This window comes from Paenibacillus sp. BR1-192 (genome assembly GCF_029542445.1).
Taxonomy (GTDB): Bacteria; Bacillota; Bacilli; order Paenibacillales; family Paenibacillaceae; genus Paenibacillus_AQ; species Paenibacillus_AQ lautus_A.
In genome coordinates this window covers 2,904,493-2,931,112 of the sequence record NZ_CP120718.1, presented here as the reverse complement: position 1 = coordinate 2,931,112, position 26,620 = coordinate 2,904,493, and the positions used below count along the sequence as shown (strand labels likewise).

The following is a 26,620-nucleotide window of genomic DNA, read 5'->3' as shown; positions in this document are numbered from 1 at the left end:
TTGCCGGCAAAGCTTAGGCCATCGGCCCGGCTGCGTCATCCTCACCGTTCTCCAACCCGCCGGCCATCGGTATTTTCCCCTCAGGCAGCGGCAGCTTGACGATCACGGCTGTTCCGTGCCCGAGCTCGCTTTCCATTTCCATCGTGCCCCCGTGAAGCTCAACGAGCTGCTGCGTGATCGCTAATCCAAGTCCCGTTCCCCCGTTAAGTGGATTCACCTGGAAGAACCGATCCTTTACCCGCCGAAGATGCTCGTCCGAGATGCCGATCCCGTGATCTTGTACGGTAACGATAACAAACTTCTCTTCCATCGCGAAGGACAGGTTGATTACCCCGTTCTCATGCGAGAATTTAACCGCGTTGTCCACGATATTCAGGAATACCTGCTTCAAGCGGTTGACGTCCCCATAGATAATCGGCTTCTCGTCGGACTCCAGTTTGATCTGAACGCCCTTCTTCTCGGCTTTCGTCCACAGATTGAGCATGATCTCTTGCAGCAGCTCCCGTAAATTCACGATGCCCTTCACCAGCTTCATCTCATTCTGCTGGAGCTTGGAGAAATCCAGAAGCTCTTCGACAAGGCCGATCAACCGGTCGGTTTCCTTGGAGATGATCTGCATTCCGATTTTCGTTTCTTCCGGATCGTAGCCGCCGGAGTCAAGCGTTTCGCTCCAGCCCTTGATGCTTGTGAGCGGCGTTCGCAGCTCATGCGAGATCGAGGAGATAAAGTCATCCTTCACCTGATTGCTTCGCACAATCTCCTGCGCCATGTAATTCAAGGTCGACGAAAGCTCGCCAAGCTCGTATTTGTAGTCGCCCTTGATCCGCACGTTGAACTTGCCTTTGGCCATCTGAGCGGACACCGTGGTAATGTTGTTGAGCGGCTTTACGATGGAATTGGCCAGCCCAATGCTGAAAGCAAGCACGATCGCCAGAACGGCCGCCCCGATGCTGACGGCAAACAGCGTCATTTTCATCAGCTTGTCGTTTACGTATTCCAGCGAAGTCACGTAACGGAGAATATACGTATTTTCAAAACCGTTCGAAACGGACTGGGACACCGCCATCACGATCTGGCCCGTGCCTTGCTGTTTGCCGATCCAACGGCTCGTATTGCCTGCAAGCGCTTGGGTGACATCGCTGGTCTTGATGGTCTGCTCTATTTCGAAGCCGGTCGAAGTTGAGAGTACTTGCCCAGCCGGGTTCAAAATTTGAAGCTCCGTATTATACAGTTCAAAATGGCGAACCATTTCGCTCAGCTGATTGACGTTGTCCGACGAGGTCAGTCGAAAGGGCTGATAGAAATCGTTAGCGGTACGGATATGGTTCACCATATGGTTGTACACCGTATCGTAATAATACGATCGTAAAGCGATTAGAAAAATAACCTCAATCAGCAGCAAGGCGATGAACACTACCAGGAAGTAGTGCAGCACGATTTGCCGCCGAATGCCTTTTTTGATGATCATTGTCCCTGACCCTTCCATTTATAGCCGTGTCCCCATACCGTCTGGAGGTATTCCGGCTCGGAAGGATTGCCTTCGATTTTTTGGCGAAGTCTCCGAATGTTCACGTCCACGATTTTGGGATCGCCCATATATTCTTTGCCCCAAACGTGATCAAGCAGCACATCACGGCTAAGCGGCGTGTTTTCTTTTTCCAGGAAGAACTGCACCAGCGAGAACTCCGTAGGCGTCAGTTCCACCGGCTGCCCGTTCTTCTTGAATTGCTTGGAAATCAGATCCAGCGTGAACGGACCCGATTGGAAGGATACCTTGGCGGCACCCGCACGCTGAACGTTCACCCTGCGCAGAAGGGATTGCAGCCGGGCGATCAGTTCCGTCGGGCTGAACGGTTTGCTTACGTGGTCATCCGCTCCGACGGATAGGGCATACACTTTGTCCTGCTCTTGAACTTTTGCCGTCAGAAAAATAATGCCGATCCGCTCGTTCGTTTCCCGGATTCTGCGGCATACTTCAAAGCCGTCGATTCCCGGAACCATGACGTCGAGCAAGGCGATATCGATGTCTGGCGTCGTTTGCAGCAAGCGAAGGGCCTCATTGCCGTTCTCGGTCTCCAGCACATCAAAGCCGTTCCGTTTCAGATTAATTACGATAAAACTGCGAATGGATTCTTCATCTTCTAATATGAGCACTTTACTCAAGGTCTAGTTCCCCTTTCTTTCGATAGGAGCCACATTGTTGCTGCTTGGCTTTTTATCTTTTTTACTCAATTTCAGATCGCCATGGCTTCGATAAGCGATGACGCGGTTTTTCTCCTTCACCAAGATCTCCCAATCGGATTCGGCTTTCCCCCACTGGGCCGTGGAGAAAAACTTGATTTCCGCGACGGACTCTCCCGTGTCGGTCATGACAAAGTTCAAATAAGCATTTTTGTTGGATTCCGGCGTAATGGTAATTTTATTGTACATATCCGGCGGAAAATCCAGATAGAAGCGATTATTCATATCGTAGTATCTTTGGAGCACGAATTGAAGCCCTTCTACTTCGTTGCTCTCCCGCACCTCTCCGTCCCACTGGAAGTACGTGGTGAAGAACGGGATTTCGTCCAGGATCAGCCGATCTTCCCAGCCGCTTGGCCTAGTAAGCACACCAAACTCTAAAATACCGTCATCGTTCACGTCCTCGCTCTCAACCGGCAGTTCCTTGTAAGTAAGCAGTTCATCCTGGAGCACGTCAATAAACTTGTTGTCCTCCATGATAATGAGCTTGGAATAGGAAGAGTTGGACACGACCGAAGCATCCAAGATGATACCTTCTTTGTTTTTGGCCACTTTACCTGCGACAACATTGTAATAACTTTCGATATTTGGTCCCAAATCCAGTTTGTTCAGCTCAACGAAAGCATCCTCGAATTTGTCGTATTGATAGGTGCTGATATACGAGAGCTCTTTCTGCTGGAGGTATACCACCGTAATATCCTTGACCTTGTCGCCGTTCATGTCTCCGATATTGAAGTGCGTATACGGCAAAGCCGGGATTTTTTCGAGCGAATCCCCGGAGAATGAATACACGGCCAGCAGGTTCTGAAGATTCTCTTCTCCGCGGGAGAAACCGGCTACGATGTCAACCTTGCCGTCGTTCGTAAAATCAACGAAATCAAATGACTCCAAAACCGTCCCTTCTCCGTCGAAATCGAGGCTCTTCACCCAGGTATCACCCTGCTGCTGCATGATCATGCCGTGGATTTTCACCTCTTCATCCGGCGTCTGATAGAAAACGACGGCTTCCATAACGCCGTCATTGTCCAGGTCATGAATTCGGATCGAACTGCTGTCGACGTCGCTTCGCGGCCGAATGATAGCGCCGTTGTCCAGTTTGATCTTCTGGAGCGCGGACTGGATGGCGCCGTTCAGCGTCGCTTTGTCCGTCGGCAGATCCGGTCGCTTCATTAATGACACCGGATCCTGGATAAAGGTACAGCCGCTTATGATAAATAGTAACAAGCCGGCCAAGAGGGCTTGCATCACTCTATATTTCAATAAGTATCAACTCATTTCTATGCTTTCGCCTTGCGTCAAGCGATCAATAATTACAGTCTTGACTTCTCGCCATGGGTTAAACGTCTTCCGGTCACATCCACTACCAGCTGGCCGCCCGACAGCCCCATGATTCGGGTGCAGTATTTCTCCGCAAGCTCCAGCGGGATGACGGTAAATACCGTCAGACGCTCTTCCTCGCACAAGGTTTTTAGCGTCTTCAAAACATGCTCGGCAGAGGCCGGATCGAGTCCCGTGACAGGCTCGTCCGCCAAAATCACCTTAGCACCGTGAACGAGCGCCCGGGCAATGGCAATCCGCTGCTTCTCGCCGCCGCTCAGCTCGCCGGCCTTGCGTTTTGCCTTGTCCAGCAAACCCAGGTGCTCGATCGTATCCATGGCTCCCATATAATCATCAGACCGGACCATCCCGGTAACCATCCGCCACAGCGGCGTTTGGCTGGATTGCCCGATCAATACATTCTTAAGCGCCGTTCGATTTACGTTTAGGGAAGGATTCTGCTCGAGATAAGCCCATTCCCGTCGAATTCTTCGTTTTCCGGCGGGATTCATCATATCTTCGCCGTCAATCGTCAGCTTGCCGCCGTCCCATTTTTGCTGCATCGACAGACAGCTCATCAGCAAACTTTTTCCGCTTCCGCTCGCACCGATCAGACCGATCATTTCCCCGTGTTCCATCTGAAATGTGATATCCTTTAACACCGGTGTACGTTCAGGACCCATCGTTTTCTTCAGCCGATCCACTTTAATCATGTTATCGTCTCTCCCGTCAAGTGCATATTCCTACTCTCTAGTTTAGAAGAAAGCGAAAGCAATTGCCATGAGAACGCATGTTTCTATTTATCGGATGAAACGCTGTTGCCTTTGAACCATAAACCCGTGCACGCAAACACAATATACAAGCCGCCGAGCAAAACGAAGATTCCCCCGTTCCACCCGGTTTCCATGATAGCGCCGCCCGCATTCGGCCCTGCGATACTGCCGGCATTGAAATGGAAGGAAGCCACGACGTTGGCCGCCGGCAGCAGCACCCTGGGAAGGATGTCCGCGGCATAAGCCAGACCGAGGGAGAAGAAAGAACCGACCAAGCCGCCGGCCACCGTCAGTAATAGTAAGGTTGCCCAGAAATTCGTTCCGGCTACCGGAATCAGCAGGAAACTGCAGCCTCCCACGATCCCCGCGATCGTCAGTACCCGCTTGCGTCCGAATTTATCGCTCCAGATGCCGAGGGGAAGCTGCAGCAGGAGTCCGCCGATGCCGACAAAGGGCAGCAATGTCGAAATTTCGCCTAAAGTGAACCCGCTTCTTAACCCATAGACCGGGAAATTGCTGTTAATCCCCGCTTCCATGTATCCGTACAAAAATGCGGGAATCAAGGCAAACCAGGCCAGTCGATAGCTTTTGAGATAGCGGCCGGCCGGCTGCTGCTCTCCTTGCTCGCTTTTTTCCGGCTTCAAATTCGGAAGTTTGAACAGAACGACCAGCAGAATGAACAAGAACAGCACAGCCAGAATCAGAAACGGTACCGCTTCGCCGTATTTCAGAAGAGGAATGCCGAGCGGCCCTATACTAAATCCCAGACCGTAGGACATGCCGTAAAAGGAAATGCTCCGCCCCCGGTTCTTCACGGTTGACATCATCAGCACCCACAGCTGGGCGGCATAATGCAGCGCGCTATCGCCGATGCCCACAAGCACCCGCAGCACAAACCAGACGGCTACGCTCGGAATCAACGGGAAAGCGACCAGCGACAGCATCACCAGCACGAGACCCGATACGATCAGTTTTTTGAAACCGACCCAGCCGAGAAGCCGTTCCGCAACCAGCGTCATGGCAAATGAGCCTACATATAAAGCAGCCGCGTTCAATCCGTTCATGGAGGATGAGATGCCCATCCGTTCCAAAAAAATAGCCAGCACCGGCAATAGCAGTCCCTGGCTTAAACCAGCCGCAACCACGACGGCAATTAAAATAAAATAATGAGTTCTCCCTTGACGGGGGGTAACAGCTTCTGTCACTGAAATATAGTCCTCCTCTAATATGAAAAAACGATGAATTTAAACAGCCAAATGAACATTATAGTGGACAAGCCCAATCGATACAAGCCATAATAATAACAATGCCATCAATTGGGAGGGTATCCGTTCATGAAATATAAAGTTAGTATCGATGTATCCATGGTTTATGAGCTGCTGGGCAGCTTTATGATATATGCAACAAGGAAATGGACCGATAACCTGGATATTGGAAAACAGCTGATAACGGAGATGGATGAGCGTTTGCCGCAGCATGTACGTGTCCAGTTCAGTGGAGCCCGCTCATGGCCGCTCGCGGATTACGATGTCTTATACGCCCTGATCATGCTTCGAGGAGAGCACCTTGAAATCCCTGATTTTCTGGGCTGGATCGAATCTTCCCCGGTGGAAGAGCTTCATGGCCTGCTTCAGCCTCACTTGCCGTCCCTCACGCGGGATGAAACGTCCAGAATTCGAGAAAACTACACACCGTTGATGAAGCTCTGGTATGAGCACTACTTTTCCGAAGTGGAGCCTGAGCTGTACCATCTTCTGGAGGAAGATGCCGAAGAGAAACGAATGCTGCTTCCGAAAATGGACGACGAAAATCTGATCGAATATGCTTCAAGCGGAGTCATTCTGGATAACGTGCCGCAAGAAAACGTGGTCTTGTTCCCGGGTACGCATTTTCGTCCGATCAATACCTATTGCTTCTATGATAATGTACTCCTGCTGCAGTACCCTATTGATATACCGGAAGAAGACGAGGATGAGCCGCCCGTCGTTCTCCTGCGCATGACCGAGGCTCTCGCGGATCCGGAACGTCTGCGTCTGCTGAGATATATTGCGGATGAGCCGAAGGCCGTGTCCGAAATGGCGTCCGAATTGGGACAGCCCTACGAGCAATTGATGCACCACCTGATGATCTTGAGGGCGGCGGGCCTGCTGCGCTCCCATCTGAAATCCGAAAATAACGAAAGATTCAGCCTACGGCCGGATGGTGCAGCCGAGCTGCAAATGTTCCTGGAGACTTACATTCGACTTTCCTAGTATGAAGGAGCGTACCATGAGTAAAACATCTCAGCATATTATCTTCGACATGGATGATACATTAATACATTGCAACAAGTATTTCGACCTGATTCTCGGCGATTATTTCGAATGGATGACCGAATGGTTTCAGCCTTATGGAGTAACCACCCAAGAAATCCGAGCCAAGCAAATGGAAATCGACGTAGCCGGCATCGACAAGCTGGGATTCGCGAGCGCGAACTTCCCCCAGTCCCTAATCGATACATACCATTTTTTCGGCCGAATTCACGGGAGAGATACCTCGCCTAAGGAAGAGGAGCTTCTCTACCAGTTGGGGCTCAGCGTATACGAGCAGGAGATTGAAGCCTACCCCGGCATGGTCGAAACGCTGGAGAAGCTTCGAGAGGATGGCCACTGCCTTCACCTCTATACCGGGGGCGAAACGAGAATACAGAAGCGAAAAATCGAACAGATGAAGCTGGCGGACTATTTTAAAGACCGGATTTATATTCGCCAGCATAAAAACATCACGGCGCTTGAGGAGATTCTCGGCATGGGGTCGTTCGTCCGCTCGAACACGTGGATGATCGGCAACTCGCTCCGCACGGATGTCGTTCCGGCATTGACGGCAGGCATTAACAGCATCTACATCAAGCAGCAGCGCGAGTGGCAGTATAATCTGGTCGAGCTGAAGCAAGAGCCGCATAATGTGCTCTATACCGTTTCGGCGTTGACTGAAGTGCCGGAAGTCATTGAAGAGCATTTAACTTAATCGAACGGACAACGAGCCGATCCTGGAGTAATATCCCGGATCGGCTCGTTATTTTGGCGTAACCCTCGACGTCCTACGATTTTACGGCCGCACTGGAGTCCACGGCCTGAACGGCCAGCTGCCCGTTACCGCCCGCAGCAAGGACAAGCCTGCCCTTATACGTGCTGCCGTCCTCGTTCTTAAAGGATAACACTTGGGTCTTTCCCTGAAGCAGCAAGGATTTCAGCATCGCATGAGAAATTTGTTTTCCGGCAAATTCCTTCCAGATGACATAGCTGCAGCCGGTTTTGAAATTCGCGCAGCCGTAACCTTTGCGTCCTTCAATAATATGCCCGTCACATCCGGGTCTTGGGCAGCGCCCCAAGGGAGATCGTACGGACGGCGCTTCATTTGAAGCGGCAGGCGCTGATTTCGGAGTGGGCTTGCTCGTGCGCTCATCCTTCGCTTTCGAGGCTGGGGCCGCTTTAGACGCGCTTCGCTTCCCTCTTCCTTTGGACTTGTCCTCATCTCCGCCGAAAAGCGACGAAGGCGCCGGACGCTGCGAGGATACCTTGTTTATGATCGAAACGGTGAACTTCTGCACGTTTTGCATGAATACGTCAGCAGAAGCTTCGCCTTTGGAGATCTGGTGGAGGCGCCGCTCCCATTGGCCTGTCATCTCGGGCGAAGCCAGCAATTCGACGCCGGCATGCCGGATCAGCTCCACCGCCGTTCTTCCTTTTTGCGTTACGGTGATTTTTTTGCCCTGCATCGTAATATATCCGACCTTTTTCAACCGCTCGATGGTGGCTGCCCGGGTTGCCGGCGTTCCGAGACCGCTATCCTTCATCGCATCCCGAAGCGCTTCATCCTCAATGGACTTACCGGCGCTTTCCATGGCCTTCAGCAGCGTGCCTTCCGTATAACTTTTTGGCGGCTGGGTAGCCTTTTCCTTCACTTCGGATTTTTTGCATTGCACCGGCTTGTCGGGCGTAAGGTCAAAGGAACGGTCGTTCCATTCCTGATTCTCCTCTTCCTCGTCCTCTTTCCCCTTCTTGGAAGATTTGGATTTCTTCTTCTCCGTATCCTGGGCAATCAACACCTTCCATCCAAGCGACAAAAGCTCCTTGATTCCCGTCTTGAATGTTTCCCCCTCGACCTCGGTGAGCACCGTATGCTGCTTGTACATGGCCGGAGGATAAAAATGCGATAGAAACCGGGTGATGACCAGATCGTAGATATGCTGCTCTTCCTTGCTGAGCGTGCCCGGCCGCTTTAATGTCGGCAGAATGGCATGGTGATCCTCAACCCGCTGCGGATTGCATACCGCTTTGTTGTTGACGTGCACCCGGTTCGGATCCGCTCCTGCGGCCATAGATGCATACGAGGTCGATTTGAGCATATGAAGGGCCTTGTGCATGCCTTCGATATTCTGTTCATTCACATAGTTGGAGTTCGTACGCGGATAGGAAATCACCTTGTGGCGTTCATATAACGCTTGCGCAAGATCCAGCGTTTTTTTGGCAGAGTAACCGTACTTGGCATTGGCTTCACGCTGAAGCAGGGTCAAATCATACAATTTGAACGGGTATTCCTTCGTTTCCTTCACTTCATATTTAGTGATGGTGCCGTTCTTTCCATGGACCTTGGCTGCAATCGTCTCTGCTTTCTCCTGCGAGGTCAGCCGCTCTCCCTGCCAGGTTCCCGCATACTCCAGCTGATCCTGCTTGAACAAAGCTTTCACGTCGTAGAACGTTTGCGATTCGAAGGCTTCGATCTCCTTCTGCCGGTCATAGATCAGTGCCAGCACCGGCGTCTGCACCCGGCCAACCGACAGCAACGTCTGATGGCGGGTCGTAAAGGCGCGCGACGCATTCATGCCGATCAACCAATCGGCTTCGCTGCGCGCGCGCGCAGCTTGCGTTAAATTCTCGAATTCAACGCCGTCCTTAAGCTCCGCAAAGCCGCGGCCAATGCTTTCCGGCGTTAAATCCGAGATCCATAGTCTTTTTACAGGTTGTTTCAGTTTTAATTGTTGTTGGATTAGTGCGAAAATATATTGTCCTTCTCGTCCCGCATCGCAGGCATTCACGATATGGCTGCAGCGCTTGGCTACCTCTCCAATGACCTTCAGCTGATCCTTGGTTTTCGGATTCGGGATGATTTTGAATTGCTCCGGAATGATAGGCAGGTCCCGTAAATTCCAGCGTTTGTACTTCGGATCATATGCATCCGGCTCCGCCAGCCCAACCAGATGTCCGATAGCCCAAGTTATGATGTATTGCTCACCTTCAAGATATGTACGGTTGTTCTTGGCCCGCGGCTCGATGACCGCAGCGATATTCCGTCCCATATCCGGCTTTTCGGCAATGACCAACGTTTTCAAATGACATTCTCCTCCCCGATGAGCAGCCTGGCGCGGAGGCTAACTCCAAAAAGGACTTCGCTCTCGCGAAGTCCCTTTAACTACTATATTCATGATAGCATATTTAGGAGAAGGATTAAACCAGTACGGTCGCGCCCATCAGATATTTGTCTACCTCGCGTGCCACCTCGCGGCCTTCATTGATCGCCCACACGACAAGGCTTTGTCCGCGGCGCATGTCGCCGGCTGCAAATACTTTATCCACATTCGTCGTATATTTGCCATACGGCGCTTTAACATTGGAACGACGGTCCGTTTCAAGTCCAAGCTGTTCTACCAGCGTCTGCTCCGGTCCGTCAAAACCGATCGCGATGAACGCCATTTGCGCCGGAAACGCTTTTTCCGTGCCCGGAATCGGCTGATACACTTTACGGCCGGTTTCATCTACAATGCGCTCGATTTGAACGGTATGAAGCTCTTTCAGGTTCCCTTCATCATCCCCGACGAATTTCGTGGTCATGATGGAGAATTCCCGCGGATCGTTGCCAAACAGCGCTTTGGCTTCCTCGTGGGCGTAATCCAGTGTATACACGTTCGGGAATTGCGGCCAAGGGTTCGCAATCGGATCGCGCTGCAGCGGAGCCTGTTTATGCGTACCGAACTGGGTAACGCTGCTGCAGCCGTGACGCAGCGCCGTGGCCACGCAGTCGGAGCCGGTGTCGCCGCCGCCGATGACGATAACGTCCTTGTCTTTTGCCGACAAATAGTTGCCGTCTTCAAGACCGGAATCCAGCAGGCTCTTGATCGTTCCGTTCAGGTAATCCATCGCGTAATGGATGCCCTTGAGATCACTGCCCTCAATGTTGAATTCGCGCGGCTTTGTTGCACCGCCGCAGAGTACGACGGCATCATAGTCTTCCATCAGCTGCTTGGCGGGAATATCCTTGCCGATCTCGGTGTTCACGACAAATTCGACACCTTCCGCCGCGAGCAGATCGACACGGCGCTGCACGATGCCCTTGTCCAGCTTCATGGACGGTATCCCGTAGGTCAACAAGCCGCCAATGCGGTCCGCACGCTCGTAGACGGTGACGGAATGGCCCGCTTTGTTCAGCTGTGCTGCTGCCGCCAGTCCTGCCGGACCGGAACCGACAACGGCTACGCGTCTTCCTGTGCGCTTCTCGGGCGGCTCCGGAACGACCCAGCCTTCTTCAAAGCCTTTGTCGATAATCGCCTGCTCGATGGATTTGATCGTAACCGGCTCCCCGATCAAGCCGACGGTACAAGAACCCTCGCAAGGCGCTGGACATACGCGTCCGGTAAACTCAGGGAAATTGTTCGTTTTGTGGAGACGCTCCAGAGCTTCTCTCCACAAGCCCCGATATACAAGATTGTTCCATTCCGGGATCAGGTTGTGGATCGGGCAGCCCGATGTGCCGCCGACCATATCGATTCCTGTATGGCAGTATGGCGTACCGCAGTCCATGCAGCGTGCTCCCTGGGTCTGGAGCTCATCTTCTTCTAAATGTTTATGAAACTCTTCCCAGTCTTTAACTCGTTCAGCCGGGCTCCGGTCTGCCGGAAGCTGGCGCTGATATTCCATAAATCCTGTTGGTGTAGACATACTGCTTTACCCCCATCCGTTCTATCCATGCTGATTACCATGTACAATTTATCATATCATAAATCATCCGACATCTATCGTCAGATGAGCCAAGAAACAGGTTTCAGCCTGATTTATTTTTTCTATTTATGCTAAAAAAATTTTTATCAAAGCATGAATCCCCACTACTCGCGGCTATTTAAGCAGCCATTTGCATAAACATTAGAAATATAGTAGCATTTCGCTTTTCGCCTGTTAAATGGACTATATGCATGATCATTTGTATTATCCTACTATGAAAGCATTGTCAACATGGACGGAAGGCGGTAAGTCTATCCCTCCGAATCGTGCCATCGAGCTGTTTATTTCCGTTCAAACGTAACGAAACGGTAGGCATACGGATTTTTTTCATCCGTGATGCCGGGAACTTCTTCGACGATCTTCCATTCTTCCCAGTTCACTTCGGGAAAGTACGTATCCCCTTCAAAACTCTCGTCAATGAACGTGCAGTACAGACGATCCGCTTTCGGCAGCATCAATTCATAAATCTGCGATCCGCCAATCACCATCAGTTCCTCATTCTTCGAATAGGGTAACGCGTTCTCGATGTCATGGATCACGATGCCCTGATCCTCCGTCAACGTAAAGCTCTCATCTCTCGTCAGCACGATGTTCTTTCGGTGAGGCAGCGGATTGCCGCCAAAGGAATCCCAAGTCTTGCGCCCCATCAGGATCGTTTTATGGAGGGTTTTCTCCTTGAAGAAGGCCATATCCCGCGGCAAGCGCCACGGCATCGTGCCGTTCAGCCCGATCACCTGATCCTTGCCCATTGCCCATATCATCGATATCATTACACCGTCTCTCCTTCCATTGATCTTATGGATGTCACCGCATGGAGCCTCCATAACCCAATTTAAACTTATACGGCAACCGTCGCCTTAATGGTCGGATGGTATTGATAACCCTCAAATTCAAAATCCTCGTACGCATAATCAAAAATGCTGTCCGGCTTGCGCTTGATCACCAGCTTCGGCAGCGCATATGGCTCGCGTTCAAGCTGCGTTCTCACCTGCTCCATATGGTTGGAATAAATATGGACATCGCCGCCCGACCAGATGAATTCACCCGGCTCCAGGTCGCACTGCTGGGCAACCATATGGGTTAACAGCGCATAACTGGCAATGTTGAACGGCAGCCCGAGGAAGCTGTCCACCGAGCGCATGGTAAGCATACAGGAAAGCTTCCCGCCCGCCACGTAGAATTGGAATACAAAATGGCACGGCGGCAGCTTCATGTTATCAATCTCCGCCACGTTCCAGGCACTGACGATATGTCGTCTGGAATCGGGATTATTCTTAATCGAATCGATGACATTGGCGATCTGATCGATATGGCGTCCATCCGGCGTTTCCCATGCCCGCCACTGCGAGCCGTAGACAGGACCCAAATCCCCGTTTTCATCCGCCCATTCGTCCCATATCCGCACGCCGTTCTCTTTTAGGTACCGGATATTCGTTTCGCCGCTCAAGAACCACAGAAGCTCATGTACGACCGATTTCAGGTGAATCCGCTTGGTTGTCATTAGCGGAAACCCTTGGGATAGGTCAAAACGCAGCTGTCTTCCGAATACGGACAACGTTCCCGTACCCGTCCGGTCTCCCTTCTCTACGCCATGATCCAGTATGTCCTGCAGCAGCTCCAAATATTGTTTCATCTCATAGTCACCTCACTAAAATCTCATATCCTCAGTCTACCATGTTCACGGAATGATTGGGATGCTTAAAATAACCCTGCCCGGAGAGGGCGGGTATCCGTTGGCATATCTTCATAAAAAAACAGGAGGCAGAAACCGCCTGCGCGTTCTCTGCCTCCTGGCTGAATATATAATGACTCGAAAATACGTCTACGGATTAACGGGCAATGATGTGGATCGGATGACCCATTACCAATTCCGCCGCTTCCATAACGATCTCTCCCAGCGTCGGATGCGCATGGATGGTCAAAGCTACATCTTCAAGCGTAGCGCCCATTTCAATAGCAAGGCCGAGCTCGGCAATCAGGTTGGAAGCTTCCAGACCCACGATTTGCGCTCCGAGAATAAGCCCTGTTCCCTCTTCGGCCACGATTTTCACGAAGCCTTCCGGATGGTTCAAGGATACGGAACGTCCGTTGCCTGCGTAAGGGAATTTGCCAGCTTTTACTTTATGGCCTTTTTCCTTCGCTTGAGCTTCGGTGTAACCTACGCTGGAGCATTCAGGATCCGTAAACACAACGGCCGGGATACATTTGTAATCCACGACGGACGGCATTCCGGAGATCGCTTCAGCAGCCACTTTACCTTCGTAGGAAGCTTTGTGTGCAAGCGCCAGGCCGGACACGATATCCCCGATTGCGAAGATATGCGGAATGCTGGTGCGTCCTTGATGGTCGACTTTCACGAATCCGCGCTCATCCATATCGAGGCCGATCAGGTCCAGACCAAGCTCTCCGTCCGTGTTCGGACGACGGCCAACCGTAACCAGCAGGTAATCAGCTGTTACTTCTTTGGTTTCGCCATTCACGGAGTATTTCACGGTAACTTCTTTATCGTTTTGCTCAGCACTTTCAGCTTTAGCACCTGTGATAATTTCGATGCCGGTTTTCTTCATGTTCTTGGTAACGAGGCTTGTCATGTCTTTGTCAAAGCCAGCCAGAACGCTGTCCAGACCTTCGATGATCGTTACTTTGGAACCGAATTTGGAGTACATTTGACCCAGCTCGGCACCGATGTAGCCGCCGCCGATGACAATCATGCTCTTCGGTACTTCAGGCAGGTTCAATGCTTCGGTGGAAGACAAGATGCGTCCGCCAAACGGGAATGGCTTCAGTTCGATTGGACGGGAACCTGTAGCAATGATGCAGTTCTTGAAGCGGTAACGCGGAGATTCATGATCATTGAATACACGCGCTTCGTTTTCGTTGATGAACATGCACTCGCCGTTGAAAACTTCCACTTTGTTGCCTTTCAGCAAACCGGCTACGCCGCCGGTCATTTTTTTGACAACGCCGTTTTTGAATTCCTGCGTTTTCGCGAAATCAACGGTTACGTTCTCCACGGAAATACCGAATGCATCGGCATGCTTCGCGGATTCGAACTGATGAGCTGCAGCGATCAAAGCCTTGGAAGGAATACAACCACGGTTCAAGCAAACGCCGCCGAGTTCCGATTTATCAACGATCAGAACCTTTTGACCCAGTTGGGCGGCACGAATCGCCGCCACGTATCCACCAGGACCAGCACCAATGACTAGAGTATCAATATCTAAAGAAGCATCTCCAACTACCATTAGTTACACCTCCATAACAAGCAGCTCAGGGTTAGCGAGCAGTTGTTTAATATAGTTCATAAAGTTTTGAGCCGTTGCGCCGTCGATGATACGGTGGTCAAAGCTCAAGGACAATGCCATAACAGGTGCTGCTACAATCTCGCCGTTCTTCACAACCGCTTTTTCGCTGATGCGGCCGGTACCGAGGATAGCAACCTCTGGGAAGTTGATGATCGGTGTAAAGAACATGCCGCCTGCGGAACCGATGTTCGTGATGGAAATCGTGCTGCCCTTCATTTCGTTAGGAGCCAGTTTGCCCTCACGGCCGCGTGCAGCCAGATCACGGATGCTGTCAGCGATCATCCAGATGCTCTTACGATCCGCATCTTTGATAACCGGTACGATCAGACCGTTATCTGTATCCGTGGCGATACCGATGTTGTAGTACTTTTTGTACACGATTTCGTTCGCTTCTTCGTCGATCATCGCGTTCAAAGCAGGGAATTGACGGCTTGCCGCAACAAGTGCTTTAACGATGAATGGCAGATACGTAACTTTCGTGCCCTTCTTCTCAGCGATCGGTTTCATTCGGGTACGGAACGCTACCAACTCGGTTACGTCCACTTCGTCCATGATCGTAACGTGAGGAGCCGTGTAAGCCGATTTAACCATAGCATTCGAGATCGCTTTGCGGATACCTTTGAATGGCACGCGCTCTTCTTCTGCGCGAGTGTCCACCGCTGCGGATGCTGCTGCAGGAGCCGCTTTCGTCTCGGAAACAGCTTCTTGAGCCGGAGCTGCTGCTGCTTGGCCGCCACCGTTCTTGAAGGCTTCTACATCTTCGCGGGTCACTTTTCCGTTGTTGCCGGAGCCTTGAACTTGTGCGATGTCAACGCCCTGCTCGCGAGCGAATTTGCGCACGCTTGGCGTAGCCAGAACTTCACGGTTAGGTGCTGCAGGCGTCGCTGCTTCGCCGTTTCCGCCTTGTTTAGCGTCAGCAGGAGCATCTTGAGCCGGGGAAGACGTCGTATCTGCGCTGCCTTTCGCTGCGTCGGCTTCTTGAGCGGACTGCTCTTCGGCAGGAGCCTCTTGCTCAGGAATGTCACCTTCAGCATCGATGATTGCAACCACTTCACCGACACGGCATACTTGACCGTCCTTGGCAAAAACTTCTTGAACCGTACCGTTCACGGGACAAGGAACTTCTACGACCGCCTTGTCGTTCTGCACTTCCATGATGATGTCGTCGTCTGTTACTTTGTCGCCCGGCTTGATATGCATTTTGATGATTTCACCTTCATGCAAACCTTCGCCCAGCTCTGGAAAACGATATTCGAATTTTGCCAACTGAAAAACCTCCCTAGAAATTGCTGCTATTAGAAATTCAATACTTTATTTACGGCATCAACGATACGCGCCGGAGTAGGCAACCAAGTGTCCTCGATTTGAGCGAATGGATACACGGTGTCTGGCGGCGTAACGCGAAGCACCGGTGCTTCCAGGTGGAGAATCGCTTTCTCGTTGATTTGAGCGATTACTTCTGCGGCTACGCCGGCAGATTTCTGCGCTTCTTGAACCACGATGGCGCGGTTGGTTTTCTTAACCGAAGCCAGCACGGTATCGATGTCGATTGGAGAAATGGTGCGCAGGTCGATGATCTCGGCTTTGATTCCGTTCTTTTCAAGCTCGTCTGCCGCTTTCGTAGCAGTATGAACCATCAGGCCGTAAGCGATGATCGTAACGTCCGTTCCTTCGCGAACCACGTTAGCCTTGCCAAGCTCAACGGTGTAATCACCTTCAGGAACTTCAGCGCGGAACGCATGGTACAGGTTCAAGTGCTCCATGAAGAATACAGGGTCATTGTCGCGAATCGCTGCGATCATGAGTCCTTTTGCATCATAAGGATTGGAAGGTACTACAACTTTAATACCCGGGGTTTGTGTGATCAAACCTTCGAGTGCGTCGGTATGCAGCTCAGCCGCTTTAACCCCGCCGCCGAATGGTGTACGGAACACGATCGGGGAGTTGTAGCGTCCGCCGGAACGGTAACGCATACGCGCTGCTTGAACGACGATTTGGTCGAGCGCCTCAAAGATAAATCCAACGAATTGAATTTCAGCGATCGGACGGAAACCTTGAATACCGAGACCTACCGCCAAACCTCCGATAGCGGACTCTGCCAGCGGCGTATCGAATACGCGTTCTTCCCCGAATTCTTTTTGAAGGCCTTCCGTTACCCGGAAAACACCGCCGACATTACCTACGTCTTCACCGAAGATGACAACGTTAGGGTCACGGCTCAATTCAACGCGCATGGCGTCGCGAATCGCTTCTTTCATGTTCATTTGTGCCATTGCTTCATTTCCTCCTTAAGAAATACAGTTCACTGTTCTTCCAGTGTGATGCCTTATAAGGCTATATATCGATGTTAAACGTTATTTAAAAACAAGACCTGATGCGCCCATGACAAACCGGATGATCATCCAGGATCAACCTTTGACAATCATCGGCCCGTCACTCTTATTGGAAATCGGCTTTCTGTTCTTCCAAATGCTTCGGCGTTTGCTCGAACATGCTGTCGATCAAACCAGGTACCGTCATTTTTTCCGTTTGTTCTGCTTTTTTGATTTGCTCGTTGACTTTCGCTTTCGCTTCTTCTTTCACGCGAGCTGTATCTTCTTCTGTCCAGAGGCCTTTGGCTTCCAGGTACTTCGCAAGACGCGCGATCGGATCCTTCTCGTTCCACTCGCCCTCTTCTTCCTTCGTACGATATTTCGTAGCGTCGTCAGACAAGGAATGCGGACGGAAACGGTATGTCACGGCTTCGATCAGCGTTGCGCCTTCACCGTTGCGGCCGCGCTCTGCAGCATCCTGAACCGCTTTGATCACCGCGAGAACGTCCATGCCGTCAACTTTAACGCCTTTGATGCCGGCTGCTACAGCTTTGTGCGCTATAGACAATGCTGCTGTCTGCTTGGAGAACGGAGTCGTGATTGCATAGCCGTTGTTTTGCACGAAGAAGATGACCGGCAGTTTGTACACGCCTGCATAGTTCAGGCCTTCGTAGAAGTCGCCCTCGGAAGAGCCGCCGTCACCGGTATACGTAATAACCACTTGTTTTTGCTTCTTCAATTTGTAGCCCATCGCGATACCCATGGCATGCAGGATTTGCGCGCCGATGATGATCTGAGGCATCAATACGTTAACGCCTTCGGGAATTTGTCCGCCATGCTGATGTCCGCGGGAATAAAGGAATGCTTGGTAGAGCGGAAGTCCATGCCATACGATTTGCGGCATATCGCGGTAGCCCGGGCAGATAAAGTCGTCTTTCTCAAGCGCGAACTCACTGCCTACCATCGTAGCTTCTTGACCGGATACAGGAGCGTAGAAACCGAGACGTCCTTGACGGCCGAGGTTTACGGCGCGGTCGTCCCAAGTACGGGTAAATACCATACGGTACATAATTTCTTTCAGTTGATCGTCCGACAATTCAGGCAGAAGATCTTTGTTTACGATTTTGCCATCCGGGGAAAGTACAGATAGAGTACCTACTTCCTCGGTATATACTTCATAAGGAACCTTGGTCATTTTTTTCACCTCAATAAATATTTGAATATCAAGTTCCGCTGTTATAGAATTATTATACACCTGTTTCACTCCATTCGTCAAAGAAATACGGGATAAAATTTCATATTCTTTCACGTTTGTATGTATAACAGTTGACGAATAATACTATAACAGTATGACAAACATCATAGAACAGCAGACAACTTCAACATGTCAGGGTAATTTTAACTTATTGTTTACCGCATTTCAAAAACTAACCCGAAAAAGGTGACGAATGATGACGAATGAACGTTTATTGAAGCGAACCATCGTAAAAGAAGTGATTGACAGCAAGTTTTTGCAGGAGACTCGAACGCTGCGCATCTATCTTCCTCCCGGATACAATGAAATCCTCAGCTATCCCGTCGTTTACTGTCAGGACGGAGAGGAATTTTTCAACTTCGGCCGCATCGCGACCTGGGCCAACCAGCTCATCCTCGAAGAAGGCGTGGAGCCGTTCATCATTGTGGGCGTGGAAGTGAACACCAAGGTACGAACCGAGGAGTACGCGCCGTTCGGCAACCGCTTCGATGCTTACCTGTCCTGCTTCGCCGAAGAGATTATTCCCTTCGTGGAGCAAAAATATCCCGTGCGCAAAGAGCCTGCGGAAAGAGTGCTTGCCGGCGACTCCCTCGGGGGAAGCGTCTCCGTGCATTTGGCCTTGCGTTATCCGCATCTTTTCACAAGAATCATCAGCTTGTCCGGGGCCTACTATGAGAAGACCCAGAACATGATTCAGGAAGAGCGTGATTTGTCCTGGCTCAACATTTACATGATTGTAGGCTTGCAAGAAGACAACTACGCAACCGATACAGGTGTCTATAACTTCGTCGAATTAAATCGCTCAACAAAGGCTTTGCTGGAAGAACGGGGTGCTACCGTATCATATCTTGAAAAAGAAGGTCGTCACCTTTGGGGATTTTGGCAAAAAGAGCTCCCTGCTGCCCTTATGTACTTCCTTGGTTAAATGTTTGAATCGGCAAAATCCATGGGCTATATAAATGACCTGTTACTGCAAAATGGTTTAACTGTCCCACTCGGGACTCCACGCGTTACGATTGAAATCCGTTGGCAAAAAGAATACCTGTGAGGCAAAGCTAGGAGATGATCGCCCTCAGCTTCTGCCCCACTCCAAAAAAAGATGAACAACCGCGCATTTTTTATGGAATGTGCATTGTTCATCTTTTATGTTCAGCAGCCCGTTCTTCTTGGTATCGCTTTCAATGATGTTCTTCAAAAAAGCGGCTGATTCACCGCTTGTTCGAATCGATTATAGCTTTTCTTCCATGATTTTGTCCAGTAAGATGTCGCACCCCGCATCAATCAGCCGGTACACTTCGTCAAAGTTTCCGGTGAAATACGGATCGGGCACCTCGCGCAATTTTTCGTTCGGCAGCAAATCCATGAACTTCAGGATCTCAGCCTGATCGCCTCCAGCTAACTTGCGGATATTCGTTACATTCGAATCATCCATGCCGATAACGTAATCGAAACGTTCAAGGTCCTCGCTGACTACCTTGCGCGCGACCATTCCTTCATAACTGATTCGCCAGCTGTCGAGCAGCTTTCTCGTGCCTTCATGGGGAATGCTGCCGATATGCCAATCCCCGGTGCCGGCCGAATCCACGCTTATTTGATCCTGCAGCCCGCGCTGTAAAATTTTATGCCGCAGCACCGCTTCCGCCATGGGCGAGCGGCAGATATTGCCCAAACATACAAACAAAACGGATACCATGGTCCTTCCACCTCCACGCTATGATGAATCGCAATCGAGAAATTTTATTTAATCTGTTCCATACCTTATTTTAACCGGATCTGACTTCTTTTCCGCTGGCTGCCGAAGACTGGGCTGCGTGCAGCGACCTTCTGGGCAATCTCCATTTATATAGAACGGACAGCATCCTGAAAACGATGACTATAACAAATAAGGTCAACAGCTGCCAGGTCTTGGTGGCGACCCCTAAGCCGATAGCGACACCTGCTGCCATGGCCCAGACCGCGTAAATCTCGTCGCGCAGCACGAGCGGCTTCCGCCCGGCCAGCAAATCGCGGACCATTCCTCCGCCGCTGCCTGTCAGCACAGCCGCCACGATGACCGCGCTCAATGGATGATTCATTTGCGTAGCATATAATGCTCCTTGAATCGCGAAGGCGGATAGCCCGATCGCATCAAACAAGGCCTCCGTTTTCTTCCAATGCTGAATCAATCCGAGCGGCAGTACAAACGCCACGAAAACCGAAATCATCGCCAGCATGATTAAATCTCCCTGACCCCACAGGGTGGTGACCGGCACGCCGATCAGGACGTTTCTTATAATACCCCCGCCGAAGGCCGTGACCAATCCAAGCACCACAACCCCCAAAATATCGTATTCCTCTTCCATTGCCACAAAAGCTCCGGACATGGCAAACGCAATGGTGCCAATGATGCTGAATACGTCAAACACATGCATGTCCAAAATTCAGTTCCCCCGCTCCCCCGTCAATTTACATACTACATTGTAGCCGCGCCTATTAAAATTGTGCAAGCATGAAAACTGCACTATACTAGAATTCAATGACAATTCTCTCGAAAAAGGAGGAATATATAATGAAACACACTCGCGTCCTGATCTTCACAGGTGGGGAGTTGTCAACGGGGTTCCTGAATGAGGTCCAAGAAGGGGATTTCATTATAGGAGCCGATCGCGGCGCTCTCTTCTTGATTGAACATGGAATCAAACCCGATCTGTCCGTCGGAGATTTCGATTCCATTCCGCCCGAGCAGATGGATCGTGTCCACTCCATGAGCGGAAAGGTCATCGATTGTGACCCGATCGATAAAAATTTGACCGACACCGAGCTTGCCTTCGAGCTGGCTATGGAACGCTCGCCTGAATCCATCATGATTCTGGGGGCTACGGGCACGCGCCTGGATCATACGCTGGCCAATATCCACATGCTCATACGCGGCCTTCAGCATCATATCCCGTGTTCCATATTAGATGAAAACAATTTTATTACCCTGACGGGCTCCAGCTGTCTTGTCGAGAACAAAGGGTTTACATATGTCTCCCTTCTGCCGCTCACCACGGAAGTTACCGGCATTTATCTCGAAGGTTTTCAGTATCCGCTCCAAGATGCCACATTGCGATTGGGGCAGTCGCTCGGGGTCAGCAACAGGCTGGCCGAGGAGAAAGGAACGGTTCGGATCGAAGGCGGTCTGCTGCTCATTATTCAAAGCAAGGATCGCTAATCATTACTATTTTGTCATCTTTTATCGCAAAATATTTAACCTCGTAATTCTTTTGAAAAACCCTTGTATATCAAGGGTTTTTTCTTGTTTGGAACTCGCGAATCAGCCGCAATTCTTAATTTTTTGTTACTTTTAATGATATTTTAATAATTCGCTTTCATTTCATGCGGCCCAAGGGCTTCCGCCGATTATCCAGATTATGGCCGGTTTCAAATCTGATATACTCGGTTCATCGCAAAAAACAATAACTGCTTGGAGGTCATACAACATGAATCGACAGAATTGGATTAAGAAAGCCGTAGTCATCAGCTTGAGCGCAACTTTGGGCGTAGGCGCAGTACTAACTGTTGCACCGCCGGCACCTGTAGAAGCAGCATCCGTAAGCACAGGAACTCGAGTCGTTAACTTCGGTAAACAATATATGGGAACACCTTATAAATTCGGAGCATCCACATCCACGACAAGAGTGTTTGATTGCTCTTCCTTCATGAAACATATCTTTAAAAAATACGGCGTGAACCTGCCGCGTACGTCCGCTGCCCAATCCAAGGTCGGCAAGGCCGTTTCGAAATCGAACCTGAGAGCCGGCGATCTGGTATTCTTCTCAAGCGGAAGCCGTGCGAATGGCAGAAACGTAACACACGTTGCCGTTTATATGGGCAACAACAAAATCTTGCACACTTACGGCAAGCCTGGCGTAACGATCTCCAGCCTGTCCGGCAACTGGAGCAAGACTTACCTGAAAGCTCGTCGCGTACTGTAGTCTTATTTTCCGCTTATCATATCGAAGACCGTCTTTCCGCTCAGGGAAGGCGGTCTTTTTTGCTTGCATCGATTTCTTTCTGGGATAAAAGCTTATAACCGGCCCCCCGTATCGTACGAAGCAGTTTTTGCTTGCGCCCTCTATCGATCTTCTCTCTCAAATGGAGAATGTAGACATCGACCACGTTGGTACCCGTATGAAAATCATAATCCCATACCTGTTTTAAAATATCCTCACGCGTGCATACCTGCCCCTGCCTTCGAGCCAAAAACAACAGCAAATCGTATTCGCGATGAGTCAGTTCCACGGGCTCCTCTTCCCGAATTACATTGCGGCTCAAAGGATCGATCACCAGATCTCCGATTCGGATGATCTCCTCCTGTTCCGCGCGTCCTGTCTGAAAAAGCCTCAGCAAATTGGCAATTCGCGCCAGCAGCTCCCTCTCATCCCTGTCATTCGGGATGTAGTCATGGGCTCCAGCTTCCAAAGCATGAATCGCTTCGTTAGAACCGTCGCTTCCGATGACAATGATCGGGAGCTGTTCCCCTCTGCCCGCCAGTCGCTCCACGAGATTGAATTGGTTCATACCCGGCAGTCTGCTGTCGATGAGCAGCAGGTCTGCGCCTGCGCGCTGCAGTGCGGCAACCACTTCCGAATAATTCGCAGCGTCTGTAACCTTATAACCCGCTTGTTCTAGTATCTCCGTTATCGTCTGGATCCGAGCTTGATTGTCTGCCGCGATCAAAATGACTTTGTCCACGGGTTCTCCCCCGCTTTCATCGCTTAATAATGTAAGTATGTCTGTTTCATCCTGCTTTCACTCCTGCAATGGATGAAGAACAACCAGAACGCATTTTCTTACAAAAATTCAAGCCTGATCCAAAAGATGCTGGGATCGCATACGATTTCCGTAGAATTGCATCTTATTTCGGTCGAGACGTTATTTTTATAATGGATATAAGATCAGGAAAGGGGGATATCTTTACCCGGTATAACTCATCAACATGATGAAGGAGGAAAAATAATATGCGCAACAAACTCGTGGGATGGCCTCTAGTCGTAATCATGCTGGTATCCATTGTATTCACGGCCGCCGGGCCTCCCGCTAAGGCTTCTGCAGCAGGCGGAATAAACCTATCCATCGGCAAAAACGTGACGGCTAGCGGCCAATCCCAAACCTACGGGCCGTCCAACGTAAACGATGGCAATCCAAATTCGTACTGGGAAAGCACCAACCATGCGTTCCCGCAATGGATACAAGTTGATCTCGGTACCGCCACCAGCATCAACGAATTCGTCCTAAAACTTCCTGCCAGCTGGGAGCCGCGGACTCAAACGCTGAGCGTACAAGGCAGCTTGAACGGCACGACATTCACAAATATCACGGGTCCGGCCGACTATGCATTCGACCCTGCCGAAGGAAACTCGGTGACCGTGAGTTTTGACGAAACGAGCACGAGATATGTTCGTTTAAGTGTAGCCAACAATACGACATGGCCGGCTGCGCAGCTGTCTGAATTTGAAATTTATGGACCATCGGTCTCCCCTCCGACGCCTCCAACGGGAAACAATGTCGCGAGCGGCAAACCGATTACCGCCTCCTCAAGCACTTTCACGTATGTAGCGGCCCATGCTAACGACAACAACGTCCAAACTTACTGGGAAGGCGGCAGCAACCCCAGTACGCTGACCCTGGATCTGGAATCAAACCATGATATTACCTCCATCGTACTGAAACTGAATCCGTCTACGGAATGGAGCGCCCGCACGCAAACCATACAAGTCCTTGGGCATGACCAAACTACAACGACCTTTAGTAATCTGGTGTCGGCTCAGTCCTATACGTTCGCCCCCGCTTCCGGAAATTTCGTAACGATTCCGGTAAATGCAACGGTTAAACGTCTGCAATTGAACATAACATCGAATTCCGGCGCCCCTGCGGGACAGATTGCGGAAATTGAAGTGTATGGCACCGCCGGCGAGAACCCGGACCTTACCATTACGGATATGTCCTGGACGCCGTCTTCTCCGAGCGAAAACGATGATATCACACTGCAGGCCACGGTTAAAAACATTGGAAGCGCGGAAGCCGGCGCTACGACGGTCAATTTTTACCTGAATGACGCAAAAGCAGGCTCCTCGCCGTTAGGGCCGCTTGCAGCAGGAGCTTCCGCCACGGTCTCCCTGCAAACCGGAGCCCCAGCGGCTTCATCGTATACCCTCAGCGCCAAGGTCGACGAGGATGACAACATCATCGAGCTGAACGATGGGAACAACAGCTATTCCCATTCGTCCCCTTTGGTTATTGGCAGCGTGGAAAGCTCCGATTTGGTAGGAACGATACAGTGGACGCCAACCACGCCTATGACCGGCAATGCCGTAGCCTTTACCGTCAATCTTAAGAACCAAGGCAACAAAGCCACGGCTAGCGGCTCGCATGCGATTTCCGTTGCACTGAAGAATCCGGCCGGATCAACGATCCAGACCTTTAACGGTAGCTACCATGGTGCCCTTGCCGCAGGCGCATCCGCCACCGTCCAAATTCCCGGCACATGGACCGCTGCAAGCGGCAGCTATACATTAACAACCTCCGTGGCACCCGATGCTAACGAAGTACCGGTTAAACGGGAGAACAATGTCAGTCATGCCAACCTAACCGTGCACTCATCACGCGGTGCCAGCATGCCGTATACCCGCTATGATACCGATGACGCCATACGCGGCGGCGGCGCATTGCTAAAATCAGCGCCCACGTTCGATCAAGCGCTCACGGCATCGGAAGCATCCGGACAACGTTATGTTGCTCTCCCTACAAGCGGATCCAACCTGGAATGGACGGTTCGTGAAGGCGAAGGGGGCGCAGGCATCACCATGCGATATACGATGCCGGACTCATCGGACGGCATGGGATTAGACGGCTCGCTCGACGTCTATGTAAACGGTTCGAAGAAGAAGACGGTTCCATTAACGTCCTACTACAGCTGGCAGTATTTTTCCAGCGATCATCCGGCAGATGCGCCTGGAGGAGGACGTCCTCTATACCGGTTCGATGAAGTACACTGGAAAATGGATACGCCGCTTCAGCCGGGAGACAAACTCCGTATTCAGAAGTCTAATGCGGATAACCTGGAATACGGCGTCGATTTCATCGAAATCGAGCCGGTACCTGCGGCTATCGCCCGTCCTGCCAACTCGGTCTCCGTCACGGATTTCGGTGCGATCCCCAACGACGGCCAAGATGACCTAACGGCATTTGAGGCTGCCGTGCAGGCAGCGGCCTCATCAGGCAAAACCCTATACATTCCTGAGGGGACGTTCCATTTGGGCAATATGTGGAAGATCGGCTCGGTCGGCAATATGATCAATGACATGAAGATTATGGGGGCAGGCATCTGGCACACCAACATCCAATTTACCAACCCGAATGCGGCTTCCGGCGGGATCTCGCTTCGAATCGGGGGCCAGCTGGATTTCAGCCATATCTATCTCAACTCGAATCTGCGGTCCCGATATAATCAGAATGCCATTTACAAAGGATTCATGGACAATTTCGGCACCAACTCCAAGATTCACAATGTGTGGGTGGAGCATTTCGAATGCGGATTCTGGGTTGGCGATTATGCCCATACGCCGGCCAAGATCGCAGAAGGGCTGATCATAGAAAACAGCCGGATCCGCAACAACTTAGCGGATGGGGTTAATTTTGCGCAGGGGACCAGCCATTCGACGGTGCGCAAAAGCAGCATTCGAAATAACGGCGACGATGGACTCGCTGTCTGGACGAGTAACGTGAACGGTGCACCAGCGGGTGTTAACAACACCTTCTCCTATAACACCATCGAAAACAACTGGCGCGCGGCGGCCATCGCTTTCTTTGGGGGGAGCGGTCACAAGGCCACTCACAATTTGATTGTAGACACCGTTGGCGGTTCCGGCATCCGAATGAACACGGTATTCCCGGGATATCATTTCCAGAACAATACCGGCATTCTGTTCTCCGATACCACCATCATTGGCAGTGGTACCAGTAAAGACTTGTACAACGGGGAGCGCGGGGCCATCGACCTTGAAGCATCGAATGATCCGATCCGCAATGTTACGTTTACCAACATCGATATTCTGAACACCCAGCGCAGTGCGGTACAGTTCGGTTATGGCGGCGGGTTTGAGAACATCGTGTTTAACCATATCCGTATAGACGGTACGGGACTTGACGGAGTAACGTCCTCGAGATTCTCGAGTCCGCATCCGGGTGCGGCGATCTACACGTACACGGGCAACGGGTCCGCAACATTCAACAATCTGACCATGCAAAATATCGCTCACCCTGATCTCTATTTCATCCAGAACGGTTTCCATTTAATTTTGAATGAAGCGATTGGGGATTAAACGATAAAAGGAGTGGGCCTGTGAGGCTCACTCCTTTG

General features: G+C 51.0%; 22 protein-coding genes. 6 read left to right on the top strand and 16 right to left on the bottom strand.

All coding sequences use genetic code 11. The features are described from left to right. Positions 1–13: 13 nt before the first annotated feature. From P0X86_RS13090 to P0X86_RS13070, 5 genes are all read right to left on the bottom strand, one after another. Positions 14–1,468 (bottom strand): sensor histidine kinase, encoded by a 1,455-nt coding sequence (locus P0X86_RS13090; RefSeq protein ID WP_015734708.1) that lies wholly within the window; start codon positions 1,466–1,468, stop codon positions 14–16. Next, on the bottom strand, positions 1,465–2,163 hold the full coding sequence (locus P0X86_RS13085) for a response regulator transcription factor (protein ID WP_277748630.1): 699 nt from the start codon (positions 2,161–2,163) through the stop codon (positions 1,465–1,467). Before P0X86_RS13085 ends, P0X86_RS13090 begins: the two co-directional genes overlap by 4 nt. Positions 2,164–2,166: 3 nt before the next feature. Beyond that, positions 2,167–3,411 carry a hypothetical protein gene (locus tag P0X86_RS13080; RefSeq protein WP_139083827.1) on the bottom strand — a complete coding sequence of 415 codons (1,245 nt, stop codon included), beginning with the start codon at positions 3,409–3,411 and terminating at the stop codon, positions 2,167–2,169. 140 nt (positions 3,412–3,551) lie between these two features. Continuing rightward, positions 3,552–4,271, bottom strand: coding sequence for a phosphonate ABC transporter ATP-binding protein (locus tag P0X86_RS13075; protein WP_009589188.1), 720 nt, complete (start codon positions 4,269–4,271; stop codon positions 3,552–3,554). 83 nt (positions 4,272–4,354) lie between these two features. Further along, positions 4,355–5,536, bottom strand: coding sequence for an MFS transporter (locus P0X86_RS13070; protein WP_277748629.1), 1,182 nt, complete (start codon positions 5,534–5,536; stop codon positions 4,355–4,357). Positions 5,537–5,665: 129 nt separating this feature from the next. Between P0X86_RS13070 and P0X86_RS13065 the strand changes: the two genes are divergently transcribed. Both P0X86_RS13065 and P0X86_RS13060 read left to right on the top strand, forming a co-directional pair. Then, positions 5,666–6,583, top strand: coding sequence for an ArsR/SmtB family transcription factor (locus tag P0X86_RS13065; RefSeq protein ID WP_015734705.1), 918 nt, complete (start codon positions 5,666–5,668; stop codon positions 6,581–6,583). Between the two features lie 16 nt (positions 6,584–6,599). Next, positions 6,600–7,337: an HAD family hydrolase gene (locus P0X86_RS13060; RefSeq protein ID WP_277748628.1), complete on the top strand. Its 738-nt coding sequence runs from the start codon at positions 6,600–6,602 to the stop codon at positions 7,335–7,337. Positions 7,338–7,410: 73 nt separating this feature from the next. Here the strand turns inward: P0X86_RS13060 and P0X86_RS13055 are convergent, their stop codons facing one another. From P0X86_RS13055 to pdhA, 8 genes are all read right to left on the bottom strand, one after another. Further along, positions 7,411–9,702: a type IA DNA topoisomerase gene (locus tag P0X86_RS13055; RefSeq protein WP_213577924.1), complete on the bottom strand. Its 2,292-nt coding sequence runs from the start codon at positions 9,700–9,702 to the stop codon at positions 7,411–7,413. Between the two features lie 115 nt (positions 9,703–9,817). After that, on the bottom strand, positions 9,818–11,305 hold the full coding sequence (locus tag P0X86_RS13050; protein WP_015734702.1) for a glutamate synthase subunit beta: 1,488 nt from the start codon (positions 11,303–11,305) through the stop codon (positions 9,818–9,820). A 341-nt stretch (positions 11,306–11,646) separates the two neighbouring features. Continuing rightward, positions 11,647–12,135: a dihydrofolate reductase gene (locus P0X86_RS13045; RefSeq protein ID WP_277748627.1), complete on the bottom strand. Its 489-nt coding sequence runs from the start codon at positions 12,133–12,135 to the stop codon at positions 11,647–11,649. Between the two features lie 68 nt (positions 12,136–12,203). Further along, on the bottom strand, positions 12,204–12,998 hold the full coding sequence (gene thyA / locus P0X86_RS13040; protein ID WP_192572335.1) for a thymidylate synthase: 795 nt from the start codon (positions 12,996–12,998) through the stop codon (positions 12,204–12,206). A 196-nt stretch (positions 12,999–13,194) separates the two neighbouring features. Beyond that, a complete protein-coding gene (gene lpdA, locus P0X86_RS13035) occupies positions 13,195–14,610 on the bottom strand; it encodes a dihydrolipoyl dehydrogenase (RefSeq protein ID WP_009589200.1) in 1,416 nt (471 codons plus the stop codon). Positions 14,611–14,613: 3 nt separating this feature from the next. Continuing rightward, complete coding sequence (locus P0X86_RS13030) at positions 14,614–15,936, bottom strand: dihydrolipoamide acetyltransferase family protein (RefSeq protein WP_015734700.1); 1,323 nt, start codon at positions 15,934–15,936, stop codon at positions 14,614–14,616. Positions 15,937–15,965: 29 nt separating this feature from the next. Beyond that, positions 15,966–16,943 (bottom strand): alpha-ketoacid dehydrogenase subunit beta, encoded by a 978-nt coding sequence (locus P0X86_RS13025; RefSeq protein ID WP_009589183.1) that lies wholly within the window; start codon positions 16,941–16,943, stop codon positions 15,966–15,968. A gap of 166 nt (positions 16,944–17,109) precedes the next feature. Then, positions 17,110–18,177: a pyruvate dehydrogenase (acetyl-transferring) E1 component subunit alpha gene (pdhA, locus tag P0X86_RS13020; RefSeq protein WP_036665657.1), complete on the bottom strand. Its 1,068-nt coding sequence runs from the start codon at positions 18,175–18,177 to the stop codon at positions 17,110–17,112. Positions 18,178–18,433: 256 nt separating this feature from the next. Between pdhA and P0X86_RS13015 the strand changes: the two genes are divergently transcribed. Continuing rightward, on the top strand, positions 18,434–19,162 hold the full coding sequence (locus P0X86_RS13015) for an alpha/beta hydrolase (protein ID WP_036665370.1): 729 nt from the start codon (positions 18,434–18,436) through the stop codon (positions 19,160–19,162). A 303-nt stretch (positions 19,163–19,465) separates the two neighbouring features. Here P0X86_RS13015 and P0X86_RS13010 read toward each other — a convergent pair whose 3' ends face one another. Both P0X86_RS13010 and P0X86_RS13005 read right to left on the bottom strand, forming a co-directional pair. Beyond that, positions 19,466–19,930: a low molecular weight protein-tyrosine-phosphatase gene (locus P0X86_RS13010; protein WP_277748626.1), complete on the bottom strand. Its 465-nt coding sequence runs from the start codon at positions 19,928–19,930 to the stop codon at positions 19,466–19,468. Between the two features lie 70 nt (positions 19,931–20,000). Then, a complete protein-coding gene (locus tag P0X86_RS13005; protein ID WP_009595985.1) occupies positions 20,001–20,648 on the bottom strand; it encodes a trimeric intracellular cation channel family protein in 648 nt (215 codons plus the stop codon). Positions 20,649–20,785: 137 nt separating this feature from the next. Here P0X86_RS13005 and P0X86_RS13000 point away from each other — a divergent pair, with 137 nt between their 5' ends. Continuing rightward, a complete protein-coding gene (locus P0X86_RS13000) occupies positions 20,786–21,430 on the top strand; it encodes a thiamine diphosphokinase (RefSeq protein WP_009595987.1) in 645 nt (214 codons plus the stop codon). Between the two features lie 268 nt (positions 21,431–21,698). Then, a complete protein-coding gene (locus tag P0X86_RS12995) occupies positions 21,699–22,193 on the top strand; it encodes a C40 family peptidase (RefSeq protein WP_009596005.1) in 495 nt (164 codons plus the stop codon). 40 nt (positions 22,194–22,233) lie between these two features. Here P0X86_RS12995 and P0X86_RS12990 read toward each other — a convergent pair whose 3' ends face one another. Next, positions 22,234–22,953 carry a response regulator transcription factor gene (locus tag P0X86_RS12990; protein WP_192572338.1) on the bottom strand — a complete coding sequence of 240 codons (720 nt, stop codon included), beginning with the start codon at positions 22,951–22,953 and terminating at the stop codon, positions 22,234–22,236. Between the two features lie 266 nt (positions 22,954–23,219). Here P0X86_RS12990 and P0X86_RS12985 point away from each other — a divergent pair, with 266 nt between their 5' ends. Continuing rightward, on the top strand, positions 23,220–26,582 hold the full coding sequence (locus P0X86_RS12985) for a discoidin domain-containing protein (RefSeq protein ID WP_277748625.1): 3,363 nt from the start codon (positions 23,220–23,222) through the stop codon (positions 26,580–26,582). Positions 26,583–26,620 lie beyond the last annotated feature (38 nt).

Coding starts and splice junctions, on each gene's coding strand:
- P0X86_RS13090 (WP_015734708.1), bottom strand. CDS start 1,468: ATGATCATCAAAAAAGGCATTCGGCGGCAAATCGTGCTGCACTACTTC.
- P0X86_RS13080 (WP_139083827.1), bottom strand. CDS start 3,411: ATGAAGCGACCGGATCTGCCGACGGACAAAGCGACGCTGAACGGCGCC.
- P0X86_RS13075 (WP_009589188.1), bottom strand. CDS start 4,271: ATGATTAAAGTGGATCGGCTGAAGAAAACGATGGGTCCTGAACGTACA.
- P0X86_RS13065 (WP_015734705.1), top strand. CDS start 5,666: ATGAAATATAAAGTTAGTATCGATGTATCCATGGTTTATGAGCTGCTG.
- P0X86_RS13060 (WP_277748628.1), top strand. CDS start 6,600: ATGAGTAAAACATCTCAGCATATTATCTTCGACATGGATGATACATTA.
- P0X86_RS13050 (WP_015734702.1), bottom strand. CDS start 11,305: ATGTCTACACCAACAGGATTTATGGAATATCAGCGCCAGCTTCCGGCA.
- P0X86_RS13045 (WP_277748627.1), bottom strand. CDS start 12,135: ATGATATCGATGATATGGGCAATGGGCAAGGATCAGGTGATCGGGCTG.
- thyA (WP_192572335.1), bottom strand. CDS start 12,998: ATGAAACAATATTTGGAGCTGCTGCAGGACATACTGGATCATGGCGTA.
- lpdA (WP_009589200.1), bottom strand. CDS start 14,610: ATGGTAGTTGGAGATGCTTCTTTAGATATTGATACTCTAGTCATTGGT.
- P0X86_RS13025 (WP_009589183.1), bottom strand. CDS start 16,943: ATGGCACAAATGAACATGAAAGAAGCGATTCGCGACGCCATGCGCGTT.
- pdhA (WP_036665657.1), bottom strand. CDS start 18,177: ATGACCAAGGTTCCTTATGAAGTATATACCGAGGAAGTAGGTACTCTA.
- P0X86_RS13015 (WP_036665370.1), top strand. CDS start 18,434: ATGACGAATGAACGTTTATTGAAGCGAACCATCGTAAAAGAAGTGATT.
- P0X86_RS13010 (WP_277748626.1), bottom strand. CDS start 19,930: ATGGTATCCGTTTTGTTTGTATGTTTGGGCAATATCTGCCGCTCGCCC.
- P0X86_RS13005 (WP_009595985.1), bottom strand. CDS start 20,648: ATGCATGTGTTTGACGTATTCAGCATCATTGGCACCATTGCGTTTGCC.
- P0X86_RS13000 (WP_009595987.1), top strand. CDS start 20,786: ATGAAACACACTCGCGTCCTGATCTTCACAGGTGGGGAGTTGTCAACG.
- P0X86_RS12995 (WP_009596005.1), top strand. CDS start 21,699: ATGAATCGACAGAATTGGATTAAGAAAGCCGTAGTCATCAGCTTGAGC.
- P0X86_RS12985 (WP_277748625.1), top strand. CDS start 23,220: ATGCGCAACAAACTCGTGGGATGGCCTCTAGTCGTAATCATGCTGGTA.